The sequence below is a fragment of the Collinsella sp. MSK.8.10 genome, assembly GCF_019041915.1.
Lineage (GTDB): Bacteria > Actinomycetota > Coriobacteriia > Coriobacteriales > Coriobacteriaceae > Collinsella.
The window spans coordinates 1-15,135 of sequence record NZ_JAHPYF010000013.1 but is presented as its reverse complement, the minus strand read 5'-3'; the positions used below and the strand labels follow the sequence as shown (position 1 = coordinate 15,135).

12 protein-coding genes are annotated in these 15,135 nt (G+C 58.6%); 2 read left to right on the top strand and 10 right to left on the bottom strand.

What is annotated here, in order from left to right; genetic code table 11:
- Positions 1-69: 69 nt before the first annotated feature.
- Together KTF55_RS09820 and KTF55_RS09815 are read right to left on the bottom strand one after the other, a co-directional pair.
- The gene (locus tag KTF55_RS09820; protein WP_117766544.1) at positions 70-1,095 is read right to left on the bottom strand and encodes an aspartate-semialdehyde dehydrogenase; all 1,026 of its coding nucleotides are present in this window, start codon (positions 1,093-1,095) and stop codon (positions 70-72) included.
- 174 nt (positions 1,096-1,269) lie between these two features.
- Entirely contained in the window at positions 1,270-2,658 is a 1,389-nt protein-coding gene (locus KTF55_RS09815) for an aspartate kinase (protein WP_117766542.1), read from the bottom strand.
- A gap of 104 nt (positions 2,659-2,762) precedes the next feature.
- On the opposite strand from KTF55_RS09815, the gene thrC reads away from it, so the two are divergent.
- A complete protein-coding gene (gene thrC / locus KTF55_RS09810; RefSeq protein ID WP_117766540.1) occupies positions 2,763-4,280 on the top strand; it encodes a threonine synthase in 1,518 nt (505 codons plus the stop codon).
- 203 nt (positions 4,281-4,483) lie between these two features.
- A complete protein-coding gene (gene thrB / locus KTF55_RS09805) occupies positions 4,484-5,365 on the top strand; it encodes a homoserine kinase (RefSeq protein ID WP_055285404.1) in 882 nt (293 codons plus the stop codon).
- A 256-nt stretch (positions 5,366-5,621) separates the two neighbouring features.
- On the opposite strand, the gene yihA is transcribed toward thrB, so the two are convergent.
- The 8 genes from yihA to KTF55_RS09765 all read right to left on the bottom strand — a co-directional run bounded on the left by yihA (position 5,622) and on the right by KTF55_RS09765 (position 14,861).
- Positions 5,622-6,212, bottom strand: coding sequence for a ribosome biogenesis GTP-binding protein YihA/YsxC (gene yihA / locus KTF55_RS09800; protein WP_055252447.1), 591 nt, complete (start codon positions 6,210-6,212; stop codon positions 5,622-5,624).
- A gap of 39 nt (positions 6,213-6,251) precedes the next feature.
- Positions 6,252-6,992 (bottom strand): 5'-methylthioadenosine/S-adenosylhomocysteine nucleosidase, encoded by a 741-nt coding sequence (gene mtnN / locus KTF55_RS09795; protein ID WP_117766538.1) that lies wholly within the window; start codon positions 6,990-6,992, stop codon positions 6,252-6,254.
- Between the two features lie 126 nt (positions 6,993-7,118).
- Positions 7,119-7,937, bottom strand: a complete 819-nt coding sequence (gene pflA / locus KTF55_RS09790; protein WP_217108506.1) for a pyruvate formate-lyase-activating protein — start codon at positions 7,935-7,937, stop codon at positions 7,119-7,121.
- 174 nt (positions 7,938-8,111) lie between these two features.
- A complete protein-coding gene (locus KTF55_RS09785) occupies positions 8,112-8,966 on the bottom strand; it encodes a DegV family protein (RefSeq protein ID WP_161162444.1) in 855 nt (284 codons plus the stop codon).
- A gap of 277 nt (positions 8,967-9,243) precedes the next feature.
- Entirely contained in the window at positions 9,244-10,686 is a 1,443-nt protein-coding gene (locus KTF55_RS09780) for a glycoside hydrolase family 32 protein (RefSeq protein WP_161144617.1), read from the bottom strand.
- Between the two features lie 101 nt (positions 10,687-10,787).
- On the bottom strand, positions 10,788-12,239 hold the full coding sequence (locus tag KTF55_RS09775) for a PTS transporter subunit EIIC (protein WP_138113269.1): 1,452 nt from the start codon (positions 12,237-12,239) through the stop codon (positions 10,788-10,790).
- 45 nt (positions 12,240-12,284) lie between these two features.
- On the bottom strand, positions 12,285-13,667 hold the full coding sequence (locus tag KTF55_RS09770) for a family 43 glycosylhydrolase (protein ID WP_217108505.1): 1,383 nt from the start codon (positions 13,665-13,667) through the stop codon (positions 12,285-12,287).
- Positions 13,668-13,850: 183 nt separating this feature from the next.
- Positions 13,851-14,861: a LacI family DNA-binding transcriptional regulator gene (locus KTF55_RS09765; RefSeq protein WP_226790738.1), complete on the bottom strand. Its 1,011-nt coding sequence runs from the start codon at positions 14,859-14,861 to the stop codon at positions 13,851-13,853.
- Positions 14,862-15,135 lie beyond the last annotated feature (274 nt).

Below are 15,135 nucleotides of genomic sequence, written 5' to 3'. Positions count from 1 at the left end.
GGACAAGGCGCCACACTGGTCTGCGGAGTGTTCTGAAAACTAAGCCCGGCCCCCGCCGGACAGGTCACACTACTCGCAGAGCAGCTTAGCGATCTGGACGGCGTTGGTTGCCGCGCCCTTACGGATTTGGTCGCCGCAGCACCAGAAGGTGATGCCACGCGCAGCCTCGGGGTTCGAGATGTCGCGACGCACGCGGCCGACCCAAATCAGGTCCTGGTCGGAGGTGTCCATCGGCATGGGGAAGCGATCGTGCGCATCCTCGGCAGCCATATCGTCAACCAGCTTGACGCCGGGAGCGGCAGCCAGCGCAGCACGGGCCTCCTCAACCGTTATATCGCGCTCAAACTCGAGCGTAATGCTCTCGGAGTGCGAACGCAGCACAGGAACGCGCACGCAGGTGCAGTTCACGCGCAGCTCGGGCAGGTGCATAATCTTGCGGCCCTCGTTTTGCAGCTTCATCTCCTCGGAGGTAAAGCCCTCCTCCTTGACGCCGCCAATCTGCGGAATCAGGTTGCTCGCCAGCTGGGCGGCAAAAGCGCGCGGCTCGGGAATCTCCTCGCCACGGCCCAGGGCGGCCAGCTGGGCCTCGAGCTCGGCCATACCGGGAGCGCCAGCGCCCGAAGCCGCCTGGTACGTCGAGACGATCATGCGCTTCACGCCGGCGAGCTGATGCAGCGGCCAGGTGGGAACCAGGCCGATAATGGTCGCGCAGTTGGGGTTGGCGATAAGGCCGTGATGCCACTTGATATCGTCGGCATTGATCTCGGGTACGACCAGCGGCACCTCGGGATCCATGCGGAAGGCATGGCTGTTGTCGACCACGACAGCGCCGCGCTTGACGGCCTCGGGCAGCAGCTCCTTCGCGATATCGTCGCCGGCGGCTCCGAGCACAATATCGCAGCCCTCAAAGGCCTCGGGGCAAGCCTCTTCGATCACGATTTGCTCGCCGCGGAACTCAACGGTCTTGCCCGCAGAGCGCGCGCTCGCCAGCAGCTTGAGCTTACCGACCGGAAACTCCTGCTCGTTGAGGCACTCGAGCATCTGGGTGCCTACAGCTCCCGTCGCGCCCAAAATAGCAACCGTGTACTGTTTCATGCTTCCCCCTTTAAAGGTTGTGGCTTTTGCCCGCACGCCGAGCAGGCCGATTATTGTTGCCAGTGTATACAAGAACGGGGCGGGCACGAAACCCGCCCCGTCGAAACGAAACCGAAACGAAACGCCCCGCCGTAGATTTTTGAGACATGTCCCAAAAAATCAACGGGATGGCAGCTACTTGTGGAGCGCGACCAGGGCGGGATCGACCGGCGCGGGAGCCTCCAGGTCGGAGACCTTCACAATGCCGTTTTCGTCGGAGAAGGCACGGTAAATGGTCTGAATCGCTAGGTCGAAGTCCTTCTCCTCGACACCGATAATGATGTTGATCTCGTCACAGCTCTGCGAAATCATACGCACGCTCACGCCGGCCTGGCCAAGCATGCCAAACAGGTGACCCGAAATACCTGCGCGCCCGCGCAGGTTACGGCCGACGGTCGCGATAAGCGCCAGGCCCTCGACGACCTCGATCTCGAGCGGCTCGACCTCCTGCTGAATGTCGCCCACGAGCGAGTACAGCGAGTCGTGCACATCCTGCTCCTGCACCACGGCGCCAAAGCGGTCGACACCGGTGGGCATGTGCTCGACGGAGACGTCATAGCGTTCGAACACCGAAAGCGCACGGCGCATAAAGCCAACACGGGGCTTGGTGCGGTCGCGGGCGACGTTGATGGCGACAAAGCCGCGCTTGCCGGTCACGCCGGTAATGATGGGCTCCGCCTCGCCCTCATCAGCCGTCTCGCTAATGATGGTGCCGGGGTCCTGCGGCGCATTGGTGTTCTTGATGACCAGCGGAATTCCCGCCTCACGCACAGGGAACACGGCCTCCTCGTGCAGGACGCTTGCGCCCATGTACGAAAGCTCGCGCAGCTCCTCGTAGGTAACGCGCGCAATGGGCTGAGCCTCGGGCACAATGCGAGGATCGGCAGAATAGAAGCCCGAAACGTCGGTCCAGTTCTCGTACAGGTCGGCGCCTAGGCACTTGGCCAGGATCGAGCCGGAAATGTCGCCGCCGCCACGGTCGAGCAGCTTGATCTGGCCCTCGCGCGTCGCGCCGTAGAAGCCAGGCATAACGAAGCCGCCCTGCTGACCGTACTCTTGCACCAGCTCGGAGGTGCGGTTCATGCTGAGCGTACCGTCGTGATGGAACGCCACAACCGTCGCGGCGTCCAGGAACGGTAGGCCCAGGTACTCAGCCATCAGGCGAGCGGTGAAGTACTCGCCGCGGCTCACGAGCTCCTCGGTGGAGTAACCGCCCGAGCGGGCGCGCTCGGCAAAAGCCGCGAACTCCTCACGGATGGGATAGGTGAGCTCCAGCTCGTCAGCGATATCAAAATAGCGCTGGCCGATGTCCTCGAGCAGCTCCTCGCACGACACGTGGTACTTAACGTGCGCGTTAACCAGGTAGAGCAGGTCGGTCACCTTGGTGTCGCCCTTAAAGCGGCGACCACAGGCGGAAACCACCACAAAACGGCGAGCCGGGTCGGCATCGACGATGGCCTTGATCTTCTTAAAGTGTTCGGCGTCGGCGACCGACGAGCCGCCAAACTTGGCAATCTTAATCATGGGCTGGAGGTTACCTTTCTAAAAAGCCTCTGCGAACCTATTTTGCGCGCTCTGATACCATGGTTTCACCGATTGGGACCAAGGCATCCGAGGAGCAGTGTTATATGGGAACTTATCATAGTACACGAGGACGCACTTTATCGTGCTCAAGTAAGGTGGCAATCCGCACCGGCATCGCTCCCGACGGGGGTTTGTTTGTCTCGGACGAGCTTGGCACCCAGCAGGTCGATATCAGCTCGCTTGCAGATAAATCGTACTTTGAAATCGCTCAAGATGTGTTGGGAATGTTACTGAATGATTACACGGCCGAAGAAATTTCGGCGTGTGTCGACGAGGCATACCGCGGCACGTTCGCGAGTGAAGAGGTTACGCCGCTCGTCAAACTCGACGCAGCGCCGGGTGCTGACGCCCCTCAGACCTATGTGATGGAGCTCTTTGGCGGCCCCACAAGCGCCTTCAAGGACGTCGCCCTACAGATGCTCCCCCGCCTCATGGCCCGCACTTCCGCCAAGGACGGCGGCGCTGAGCGCATCATGATCGTCACCGCCACGTCGGGCGACACGGGCAAGGCCGCACTCGCCGGTTTTGCCGACGCTCCGGGCACGGGCATCACCGTCTTTTATCCCGAGGGCAAGGTCAGCCACGTCCAGAACCTGCAGATGTCCACGCAGGAGGGCGACAACGTCGCCGTCTGCGGCATCCGCGGCAACTTTGACGACGCCCAGAGCGCCGTCAAGCGCATCTTTGCCGATAAGGAGCTTGCCGAGCGTCTGGAAGCCGCCGGCACGGTGCTTTCGAGCGCCAACTCTATCAATGTCGGCCGTCTGGTACCGCAGGTTGTCTACTACTTTGCCGCCTATGCGCAGCTGCTGCGCGCCGGCGCTATCGAGGCTGGCGACGCCGTAGAGTTCTGTGTGCCCACCGGCAACTTTGGCGATATCTTGGCCGGCTACTACGCCAAGCGCATGGGCCTGCCCGTCGCCAAGCTCATCGTCGCGAGCGACAAGAACAACGTGCTTGCCGACTTCCTGACCACCGGCGTCTACGACCGCAACCGCCCGTTCTTCACGACCATTTCGCCGTCGATGGACATCCTCATCAGCTCCAACCTCGAGCGCATGCTCTACTTCCTGTCCGACGGCGACTGCGAGCTCGTTGCCGGCCTTATGGAGCAGCTGGCACAGACTGGTCGCTACGAGGTGCCCGCCGAGCTGCTGGCCAAGATTCAGAGCGTCTTTGGCTGCGGCTGGGCCAGCGAGGACGAGGTCCGCGCTGCCATCAAGAGTTGCTGGGACGCCAACGGCTACGTGATCGACCCGCACACCGCTTGCGGCTATCACGTCTTTGAAAAGGTCGCTCCCGCCGAGGGCGCCAAGGCCCGCGTGCTGCTTTCGACCGCCAGCCCCTACAAGTTCCCGCGCGCCTGCTGCGATGCCCTGGGCCTCAACGTTCCCGAGGACGATTTTGAGGCTATGCGCGTGCTCGAGCAGGCCACCAACACGGTCGCCCCGACCCAGCTCGCCGAGCTCGAGTCCAAACCTGTCCGCTTCGAAGACGTCTGTGACGTCGACGAAATGGCCAGCTACGTCGAGTCCGCAGCAAAACGAATGAGCACCAACTAGATCCCTTATTAAGCGCCGGCGAAAGCCGGCGCACCTTCTTTCATCAGATAACCCTCGGGATGATGACGAACGCGCACAGCGTGCCTGGCTGTTTAGTTCGTCGTGAGTTCCGCACGCAAAGGAAAGCACTTAATGTGCTTTCCGTCTTGCGCAGGACTGTCCGAGCAGCGAACTAAACAGCCAGGCACGCCAGGAGGACCCACATGATCAAAATCACCGTCCCAGCAACAAGCGCCAACCTAGGCATCGGCTACGACACCCTCGGCATGGCCGTCGGCCTCTACTCGCACTTCACCTTCGAGCGCGCCGACAAGCTCACCATCACGGGCTGCCCCAAGGAGTTCCAAAACGAGAATAACCTGGTCTATGTGAGCTTTGTCGATGCGCTGGCCGCATGGGGCGAGCCGGCCTTCCCCGTCGCTATCGACATTCAGACCGACGTCCCCGTCGCCCGCGGCCTGGGTTCCAGCTCCACCTGCGTCGTCGCCGGCATCATGGCTGCCGCCGCGCTGACAGGCCACACCGTCGACCGCGCCGAACTCGTCCGCATCGCCACCGAGGTCGAGGGCCATCCCGATAACGTCGCCCCCGCCATCCTTGGCGGCGCCGTCTGCTCCTTTACGCCGACCGATTCGCTCCCCCAATGTCTGCGCTACGAGGTGAGCGATCGCTTGCGTTTTATTACCGTGATTCCGCCCTACGAGGTACATACGAGCGAGGCGCGCAAGGTCGTGCCGCAGGAGATTCCACTCTCCACCGCCGTATGGCAAATGGGCCGCATCGCCGGCATGACGCGCGGCCTGGAGACTGGTGACCTGGACCTGATTGCCGCTGCCAATGACGACCGCATTCAGGAGCCTTATCGTCGCCGCCTGATTCCCGACTACAACGCCGTGCGCGACACCTGCCTTAACGGCGGCGCTAAGACCATCTGGATTAGCGGCTCAGGCTCGACCCTCATGGCTGTGACCGACGACACCATCGTGGCAAAGTTTCTGCAGGTCAAGCTGCGTGAGCAGTTCCCCAAGTGTGATACGCATATTCTCACGTGCGACACGGAAGGCGCTCAAATCGAGTACCTGTAGACATCCTCCTCATATACCTGTCCGGGACGGTCGGGATATTCCCTCAAAATCGTCCTCGCGCATGAAGGCCCCTTGTCCTGCTCCTACGGAGCGACGGACAAGGGGCCTTCGCGCTGCGGAATGATTTTGAGGGAATATCCCGACCGTCCCTGCGCCTACCTTGCTGAGGATGTCTACAGGGACCCACGCTTTGAAGGGGCGCCAGGCTGATAGTTGATTTTTATTGGCAGGGGCTCTTGCTGGTAAGGGGCACTCACTAGAGGCAGGCCTCGGCGATGCGGCGCTTGAGTTCGTCGATGCCGGTACCGGTTTGGGAGCTTGTGATGATCACGTTCTCGGCAGGGACGTTGAGCTGCTTTTTGATGGCTGCTGCTTGGCGGGCCTGCTGGGTACGGCTGAGTTTGTCGGCCTTGGTGAGGCAGACGATAAAGTTGAACTCGTTGCCCTGCAGGTAATCGATCATGTCATGGTCGAGCTTACTGGGGTCGTGACGAATATCCACCAGCGATACGACCAGGTTAAAGCTGCGCTCGGAGTCGAAGAAGTCGCCGATAAGCTCAGCCCAGCGGTCGCGCTCGGCCTTGGAACGACGGGCGAAACCGTAGCCCGGCAGGTCCACAAAGTGCACGTCGTCGGCCTCGAAGAAATTGATGTTGCTCGTCTTGCCCGGCGTACTCGAAACCTTGACCAGGTTCTTGCGGCCAAAGAGTTTGTTCATGATAGACGACTTGCCCACATTGGAGCGGCCCACAAAGCTCACCTCGGGACAGGTGGACTCGGGGATCTGCGAAACCTTGCCGTAGCTGGCAACAAACTTGGCAAGCTGATAGTTAATGGAATCGGCCATGGACACTCCTTGGTCGTAGGTTCTTACAAAACGGGCGTGCTATTGCGCGGCGGCGATACGACGAACGATGTCAAGCGTGATGCCGCTCGCGGTGCGAGCGTACTCGTCCAGATCGAACTCGCGCTCGCAAAACGCGTCATATGCCTCGTCACAATTATCGCTGATAGCGCGCAGTACCAGGCAATCGACACCATTCTTGGCCGCGATGTGCGCAATTGCCGCGCCCTCCATCTCGACGCAATCGGCATGCGTGGCCTCAATCGCAGCGTTACGCATGGCGTCACCCGTAACAAAGCGATCACCCGTGGCGATAGTGCCACACAGGAACTGCTTGGGGTCCTTCTCCGCAGAAGTCTCATCCGCCGAGGCATCCACAAATCCATGCTCGGCAAGCACGGCGGCGGCAACATCAGCCAACGCCGGTGTCGAGACAAACTCCTCGAGCCCCGGCGCCGACTCGGCGATGAGTGCCGTATCGGTATCCAGATAGCGCAGGCACTTGCCTATAACCACGTCGTTAATATGGAGTTTAGGGTTTAGGCCGCCCGCAATGCCCGAAAACACAACGGCCTGCGGGGCGTATTTGCTGATGAGATGCTGCGTTGCGGCAGCGGCGTTCACGGTCCCCATGCCTGCCGTCGTGGCGACTACTGTCAGACCCGAAAGCCCACCGTTCACAACGGTCAAGCCCGCCTCCTGCGACTCATGCGTGCCACTCAGCTCTTCCTTAATCTGCGCAACCTCTTTTTCGAGTGCGCCTATGATCGCGATGGTTGCCATGCCATCCCCCAAATCCGTGCAAATTGCTTATCCACGGTATGGTACCAGCATTTTGGCTCAACCGTGTCAGCACCAAGCCGTTAGGCCAGTACAGCTCGGGTATCATAAAGGGGCAAAAATGGCTTGTTAGCCGATGGCCGACCTGAGCTCCGCACGGCGCTTTTTCATACCGGCCATAACGGCATTGCGCAGCTCGGGCATGCGCGCGGTATCCATCTGAGGTACGCCCTCAAGCTTATAGGGAATGCCCAGTTGCTCGTACTTGACGACACCCATCGTGTGATACGGCAGCATTTCCAGGCCCACCACGTTGTGCCATGGAGCGATGAGGCGACCGAGCTTCTCGCACTCCTCCACCGTGTCGGTAATGCCCGGCACCACCACGTGGCGGATAACGACCTTGATCTTGCGACGTGCAAGCTCATCGCCAAACGCCAGAATGCGTGCGGGATCGCACCCAGTCAGCTTTTTATGCTCGACCGGGTCGGCATGCTTAATATCGAGCAGTACCATGTCGGTCTCGTTGAGCACGGCATCGAACTTCTCGGGATGCGCGGGATCGAACGCATAGCCGCAGCTATCCAAGCAGGTGTGCACACGACCATCGTGGTTATTGTGCATGGCGTGGAACAGGTCGGCCAAAAACTCAGGCTGCAGGAGCGGCTCGCCGCCGGACACCGTAATACCACCGCTGCGGTAAAACTCATGGTTACTCTGGAACTCGTCCATAAGGTGCTCGACGGTCACCATCGTGCCGCCGTTAACCGACCAGGTATCGGGGTTGTGGCAATACGCACAGCGCATGGGGCAGCCTTGGACAAACACTACGAAGCGGATGCCGGGTCCGTCGACCGTCCCCATCGTCTCGATCGAATGCACGCGGCCAAGGGCAAACGCAGAGTCCTCGGGACGAGCGTCCACACCCTCAAGCGTCATTTCTGCCATTCGCGCTACCTTGCCTCTCCTTGGATGCAACCAATTAAAATGCCAGAGCCATTCTAGCCCATGTGCTTGCGTTTAAACGTCTCGGGCTAGAATGGCACGTTTTAATCTATCCCCCATCACCATGGCTGGGGTCTACGTCGAGATGTCAGGCTGAAGAACGCTCGCCTGCGGCCTTTACGCTTTAAGCGTGAGCACCGCACCGAAGGCGGTCGGGCCGCAGTGGCTCGAGATGACGCCGCCGACCTGAGTCCAGGTAATGTCCTTAAAGCCCAGGTCGTGCGCATAGACTTCCATGTCGTCGCGCAGCTCCTGGGAAAGGCCTACCGAATACGCCAGGCCAATGTGCGAGTAGTCGATCTCGCCCTTCGCAACCATGTGGTCAATAAAGGCGCGGGCGCACTTGAGCATAGAGCCGCGGAACTTCTTGGTCGCCACGAACTTGCCGCCCGTCACCTCAATGCAGGGCTTAATCTTGAGCAGATGTGCGCCAAGGAATGCGACGTTGGACAAGCGACCGCCCGCCTTAAGGAAGGCAAGATCGGTAGGAACAAAGCCCAGCAGCACGCGGTCCATGACGGAGTTCGCGAAGGCGAAGATCTCGTCGACGGTGGCATCGGGGTGAGCCTCGATGTATTTGGCGGTCTCGACGACAACAAGCGACTGGCCCACCGAGACAAAACGCGTGTCCATGGAGTAGACGTAGTCGCGACCCTTGGCGGCGATCTTCGATGATTGATGCGAGCAGGTCGTGGCCTCGGAATATGCAAGATGCAGAATGGTCGCGTCGGGTTGCTCGGCATGGATGCGGTCGTACACATGCGCAAAATCTGCCGGCGCACAGCCGCTGGTCTTGGGCATCACGCCAAACTCGTTGCAGCGCGAATAAATCTCGAGCGGATCGATCGAGCCGTCCTCGACGGTCTCGTCACCAATCGTGACATGCATAGGCACGCGCACGATGCCGTAGCGCTCGCAGAGCTCTGGCGTCACATCCGAACCAGATTCAACCACGATTATGTACTTGCCCATTATTATCACGACCCATCTCGACGTTGGCTTTTTAATATGTGACACACGCCCGCCGTCCTGCTACAGAACGACCCCCAAGCGCCAAAGAGACGCCGCCCTTTGCACATAACAAAGGACAGCGTCTCCCTGGAAAACTCCGTGCTTATCTGAGATTCTACACGGTTTATTAAGGAGTGTTACTTATTCCGCAAACGGTCACTATATGCGGTAAGCGGTAGTTGGCCGCGACAACTGCGACACATTCCGTCCAGCAAATCCAATCGTGCTCCACGCACGGTTAATGCACGAGGCGGTAGAAATTCATCGATGCCGCACCCTCGGCGTGCAGCTCCATCGCCGGAACCGCCGGCGAATAGGTACGGCTCGTAAGTGCCGCCTCGCCGCCATTTGCAAAAATCTCGACCATCGTAGTGTCCGAAAGCGCGCGTAGGTCGCGAAGCTCGCCGAGCTCAATCGACCTCTGGTCGCGCCCATAGCCTTCGTCACCCATATCGAGGGTAAGCATCCCGTCCGTATAACGCACAAAGACACCCTTGCGGATTTCGAGCTCGATCACCTGGGCGCCCTCACAGGAAACCACAAGATCAAACAGGCGGCCCGGCTCCTCAACGGTTTCACCGCCTGTCGCGCGAACGCAGTCGCCGCGCATCCCCTCAATCTCGTGCGCCGGCTGCTGACAGAGCTTACCATCGCGCATGTTCAGCTCTCTCGGCACCGTCAACGCGCACTGCCACCCGCGTGCCACCGTCGGGCTTTCTGCCGTCGCATCGGGGCATCCCGACCATCCGATCATCAAACGCCGACCCGCAGCATCCTCAAAGGACTGCGGTGCGTAGAAATCAAAGCCGGCATCGACCATCGGGGGCATGCCCTGCCCGGTGATCTTAAAACTCGGCGCCTCCCAATCGGCCTCGATGGGAAACCACACGCACTGGTGCGGATTGCGGTAACGCCAACCATCGGCGGACACACCCTGCGGACAGCAAACGAGAATAAGCTCACCATCGAGCTCAAACAGATCGGGGCACTCCCACATAAAGCCAAACTTCTCGCCCAACTCAATGCGCGTCGCATAGCTCCAGTCCTCTAGATCGCTCGAGGTATAGACAAGCACGCAGCCGCGGTCGTCTTTCGTACGAGCGCCCAGAACCATGTAGTAGATACCATCGTGTTCAAGGATCTTGGGGTCGCGTACGTGCGTACCGATATCGTCGGGGTAATCGACCGGCCCAACAGCCACACGCTTCTTGCCCAATTCGTCGGGATTCTCGGCAACCATATGAATTTGGTTTTGCTCACGGCCCGTCAACACGTAGTCGTAATCATCGCGGTCAAAATGCTTGACGTTGCCGGTATAGAAGTAGTGAATCTTGCCGTCGTGTACAAAGGCAGAACCAGAATACGCTCCGCTCGAATCCAAATCGGAATCGGGGAACAGCACAGGGCCGCAATTCTCGTACGTCACAAAATCCTTTGTTGTCAGATGATTCCAAAGCACTGGACCGCCATGCGCAGCATCGAATGGATCGTATTGGTGATAGATGTGATACGTATCACCGATCTGCACCAAACCGTTGGGATCGTTGAGCCAGCCAAGCTCAGGCTCCACATGGAACAGGAGCCTATCGGGGTCGGACGCGATGCGACCCGCCGTCTCATCCTGTCCGGCACGCCATTGCTCATAGTCCGCGCGTGTCACCTTATTTTTTTGATTAAACATCGCCGTTGACTTTCTCGTCTATGGGGAAGGACGCTCGGCTCACACGAGCCGAACGCCCTTCCCCAAATGGACTTACCCTCAGATTACGCTGAACGGCTCAACTAGAAGCTAACGTCGAAGCCAGCGCCAGCGCCCTCTTCATCGGTGGTCGGCACGCCCTTTGCCTTGTTGTAGGCAAAGATCAAGACGATCGGCACGATGAAGGCGATGAGATTGCCAGCCACATACCACACGAGCGTCTCGGGTGTGACGATGAGCAGGCCAAGTACTCCGGTCAGACCCTGACCGATGGCGCGCACCTCAAAGAGTTTCACGAAGGCACCGCCGCAGCCTGCACCGATGCAAGCGCAGACGAACGGAATGATCGAGTAGCGCATGTTTGCAGCAAAGATTGCGGGCTCGGAGATACCGACTAGCGTCGGGATAAAGGACGACATGCAGATGTTGCGCTCTTTGGAGTGCTTCTTGTGAATGAGATACATGCCGATGGCGCCGCCGCCCTGGGCGATGATGGAAACCGACCAGATGGCCTGGATGTAGTTGAAGCCGGTCGTGGCAACGAGGTTGGCCTCAATACCCTGGATGAACTGATGCGTACCGGTAACGACGAGCGGCTGCAGGAACGCAGCGAAGACAAAGGCGCCAAAGACGCCCATCCTGTTGTACAGGACATCGATTACGCCAGCGAGGACGTCGCCGATCAGGTTGCCGAGCGGGCCGAACACGGTGAACAGGGCAACGTTAGCAAGAATCAGGGTAACGGTCGGGACAAAGACAAACGAGACGACCTCGGGGATGTACTTCTGGGCAATCTTCTCGACCTTGGCCATAAACCAGGCAGTCAGGATTGCAGGGAACACGCCGCCCTGGAAAGCAACCATGGGGATGGAGAGCGGACCAAAGTTCCAGTACTCAGCACCCGACGGATCCATAACGAACGCGTTACGGTTCATAAGGCTCGGGTGAACCATGACGATACCGACGAGGATACCCAGGATCGGGTTGCCGCCAAAACGCTTGACCGCGCTATACATAACCAGGACAGGCAGGTAGTCAAAGGTGGTGGCAATAATGGCAAAGAAGCTTGCGAGGTTCTTGAGGAACTCGCTGTGGTCGGCGAGGCTGCCCTCCATGCCAAAGAGGCCGTTGGCAACGATCAGCGACTTAAGGCCGATGATGATAGCGGCACCGACGAAGGCGGGAATGATGGGGATAAAGATGTCCGAGAACACCTTGAGGACAGAGAAGAACTTGCCTTTCTTGTCCGCCTCGGCGCCCTTGACCTCGGAAGCGCTGATCTCCTTAACGCCCGTCAGAGCCATAAACTCATCGTAGACCTTGTTGACGGTACCGGTACCGAAGATGATCATGAGCTGGCCGCTGTTGTACAGCACGCCCTTGACGCCATCGATGTTTTCGAGCTCGGCCTTGTTGTACTTGCTCGTATCCTTGAGCACCAAACGCAGACGCGTAACGCAATGCGTGGCACCCTCGATGTTCTCCAGACCGCCGACGTTATCGACGACTTGCTGAGACACTACTTTGTAGTCCATGTTCCTCTCCATTCCCTTACGAAATCATAGGACGTTTTGCCACCATTACAGAGACGCAATCGTTGCGTTTGCGCACTTGAGCGTACCGTCGGTGACCGTCAGCGCCACACCCTGGCCCTGCTTATTGCAGAAGCGAGCGTTGAGCGCAACATCATCGACAAAGATGGTCGCGATATCGTCGTCAACGACCAGGCGCACATGGTGAGTGCCCTCGCCCTTAAAGAACAACGGACGCTCGAGGCCCATGTTGTTGACCTGGAACCATGGATACTGGGGGGCAGCCGTAAACTCGAGCTTGCCCTCACGCAGGTTGGCGCGGAACTCATAGGCAAGACCGGACTCGGCGTCCTCGGCAAGCTTCACCGAGAAGCCGGCAGCGTCACCGGTGAGCTCGATGTCAGCGTCGAGCATATAGGTGGAACCGGCATCCGCGGCGAGCACCTGCTCGACCTTGCCCGACTCGCAGGAAAGCTCAAAGGCCTCGACTGTTTTGGCCTCGCCAAAGGCGCCAAGCATGCTGTCGGGGAGTTTGGTGCCAAGCGTTCCGTCGGCACGTTGAACGATCTCGAGGGGCATAAAGGTGCCGCCCCACAGGTAAGAGCTGGGGTCACCGCCCTCGTCACGTGTAGGAACCCAACCAAAGAGAACGCGGCGCTCGCCATCAAATGCGGTACGCGCGGCATAGTACGCACGGCCATCGAAGGAATCGTCCGCAGGAGTGATCCAGGGACCGTTGATAGAGCGAGACATGCGGTAACGGGTCTTGTTGCCATCACTGTACTCAGAGAACACCAGATACCACCAGTCGCCCATCTTAAAAAGATCAGGCATCTCAAACATGGTGTACAGGCCCGGATTCCACCAGTCGCCCTGGAACTCCCAGGTATCCAGGTCCTTGGAGGTGAACTTGACCAGACGACCGGTCATCAGACGCTTGTCCTCGCCCACACGCGTGCCGAGGATGAGCATGTACTCTTCGTTCTCCTCATCCCAAAGCACAAAGGGATCGCGCCAGTTGCGGTCATCGTAACCCTCCTGGGGCGGAAGCAGCGTCTCGGCGATGTTCTTCTCCCACTTGACGGCGTCGTCACTCGTTGCGTGAAGAAGAACTTGCTTCATCAAACGTGCGCGGACCTTATCGCGATTGCAACCAGTGTAGAGCGCATGGTACTTGTCGCCCACCTTAAACACCGTGCCGGCATAAACATACTGGTCGACTTCCTCGTCGCCGCCACGCTCAAGGCTCTCGCCAAAGTCTTTGTAATTGACGAAGTCCTTGGTTGTCGCGAGTGCCCAGCCAAACGGCTCTCCGAAAGGTCCGGGGTTTCGCGTGTCACGCTGATGATAGAGATAGAACGTGCCGTCCTCGCCGTACGGCATGATGTCGCCCACCCAAATTCCCTCAGGCTGGTAATACACCTTGTGCATCCGAGACTTCCTTCCCACGTGATACTAACTCGGTACAACTGCAAGATATGTCAATCGTTTTCATATGTCAAACGTTTTCACACCAATACGTCTTTTCGCAGTTCCAGTCGTCGGCAAACGGTTGACATATGCCGGCGAACGGTTATTGGAGGCGTTTGAGGGATTCTTTTGGCGCGGGGTGAATTACGCGGTTTTACCCTCGATAAGTTCGACAGGAAGCTTGGTATTCGATTCGGGCTTTTCACCGTTAACAAGAGCGATGATGGATTGCGCCGCGAGCTCTCCGATGCGATCGATATCTTGACGAACGGTTGTTAAGTCAGGCATAAACGTCATAGTGCGGCGGGCGCCATCCGCGCCCACGACCTTAATATCGTCCGGAGCGCTCAAGCCGCGCTGCTTCATCACGTTAAGACAGATAGCCGCCATCGTGTCGTCTCCCGCAAAGATGCCGTCAATATCAGGGTTCTCATCGAGGATCTTCGCAACGACCGCGCTCTTTTCGTCGTCAGACTTAACGAACTCGACCTCACGGACAAGCGCGGGCAAACCAGCCTGCTCTACAACATCGTGGTAGGCATCGGTACGCTTATTGGCAGGCATACGCATGCGGCTATTGTTGCGCAGGCACAAGATGCGCGAACACCCGTCATCAATCAGGCGACGCGTGGCAAGTTCGCCGATGCTATAGCTGTCGCTCGCAATCTGAACAGAGGCCTCGCCAAGGTCGCAGTCGATACCAACCAGACTCAAGCCCATCTCGGCATACGCCTCGGCACCGATATTAAGCGAATTGACAATGACGCCATCAACCATATTGCGCCGAAGCATATCGATATAAGAACGCTCAAGATCAGGTCGATTGGCACTATTGCACAGCAGCATCTTAAAACCGTTTTCGGCCAGGGTACGCTCAACGGCTTGGACCGCTTGGGCATGAAACGGGCTGTTGACATAGGGGACGATCATACCGATTAGATTCAGGCGACCGTTGAGCATGGCACGGGCGATATCGTTGGGTGCATAGTTGACGCGCTCCATCGCGGCATGGACCTTATCGCGGGTCTCTTGGCTAATATAGCCGCGATTATTAAGCACGCGAGATACCGTAGTAGGCGAAACCCCCGCCACCGCTGCAACTTCCTTGATGCCAGGCTTAGCCGAATCCTTAGAACGAGCGCCCTCGCGAGCCATAGCACCCTCCCCCATCAACATGTCATACGTTTACATACGAACAAAGCATACCCCAATAAGAGCGGGAAGACGGTAACAGTACAAGTAAGTAAACGACTCATCCAAATAATTAGGAGAGTTCCGCCTAAAGGGTGACTACACAGGACCCCAGCCGGGGCTGTTTGGACTACCTCCCAAAACATTCCGCACTGATATCTTCTGTATTGAAGACGTCGATGGTGCACCCGTATACCATTGACGTCGACACCATCAGATGCGGACCGCGCGGTGACCC

Bases quoted from the DNA above. Each gene is read 5' to 3' on its own strand.
- KTF55_RS09815 (WP_117766542.1), bottom strand. From the start codon at position 2,658: ATGATTAAGATTGCCAAGTTTGGCGGCTCGTCGGTCGCCGACGCCGAA.
- KTF55_RS09765 (WP_226790738.1), bottom strand. From the start codon at position 14,861: ATGGCTCGCGAGGGCGCTCGTTCTAAGGATTCGGCTAAGCCTGGCATC.
- yihA (WP_055252447.1), bottom strand. From the start codon at position 6,212: ATGGCCGATTCCATTAACTATCAGCTTGCCAAGTTTGTTGCCAGCTAC.
- thrB (WP_055285404.1), top strand. From the start codon at position 4,484: ATGATCAAAATCACCGTCCCAGCAACAAGCGCCAACCTAGGCATCGGC.
- mtnN (WP_117766538.1), bottom strand. From the start codon at position 6,992: ATGGCAACCATCGCGATCATAGGCGCACTCGAAAAAGAGGTTGCGCAG.
- KTF55_RS09785 (WP_161162444.1), bottom strand. From the start codon at position 8,966: ATGGGCAAGTACATAATCGTGGTTGAATCTGGTTCGGATGTGACGCCA.
- KTF55_RS09820 (WP_117766544.1), bottom strand. From the start codon at position 1,095: ATGAAACAGTACACGGTTGCTATTTTGGGCGCGACGGGAGCTGTAGGC.
- KTF55_RS09770 (WP_217108505.1), bottom strand. From the start codon at position 13,667: ATGCACAAGGTGTATTACCAGCCTGAGGGAATTTGGGTGGGCGACATC.
- pflA (WP_217108506.1), bottom strand. From the start codon at position 7,937: ATGGCAGAAATGACGCTTGAGGGTGTGGACGCTCGTCCCGAGGACTCT.
- KTF55_RS09780 (WP_161144617.1), bottom strand. From the start codon at position 10,686: ATGTTTAATCAAAAAAATAAGGTGACACGCGCGGACTATGAGCAATGG.
- KTF55_RS09775 (WP_138113269.1), bottom strand. From the start codon at position 12,239: ATGGACTACAAAGTAGTGTCTCAGCAAGTCGTCGATAACGTCGGCGGT.
- thrC (WP_117766540.1), top strand. From the start codon at position 2,763: ATGGGAACTTATCATAGTACACGAGGACGCACTTTATCGTGCTCAAGT.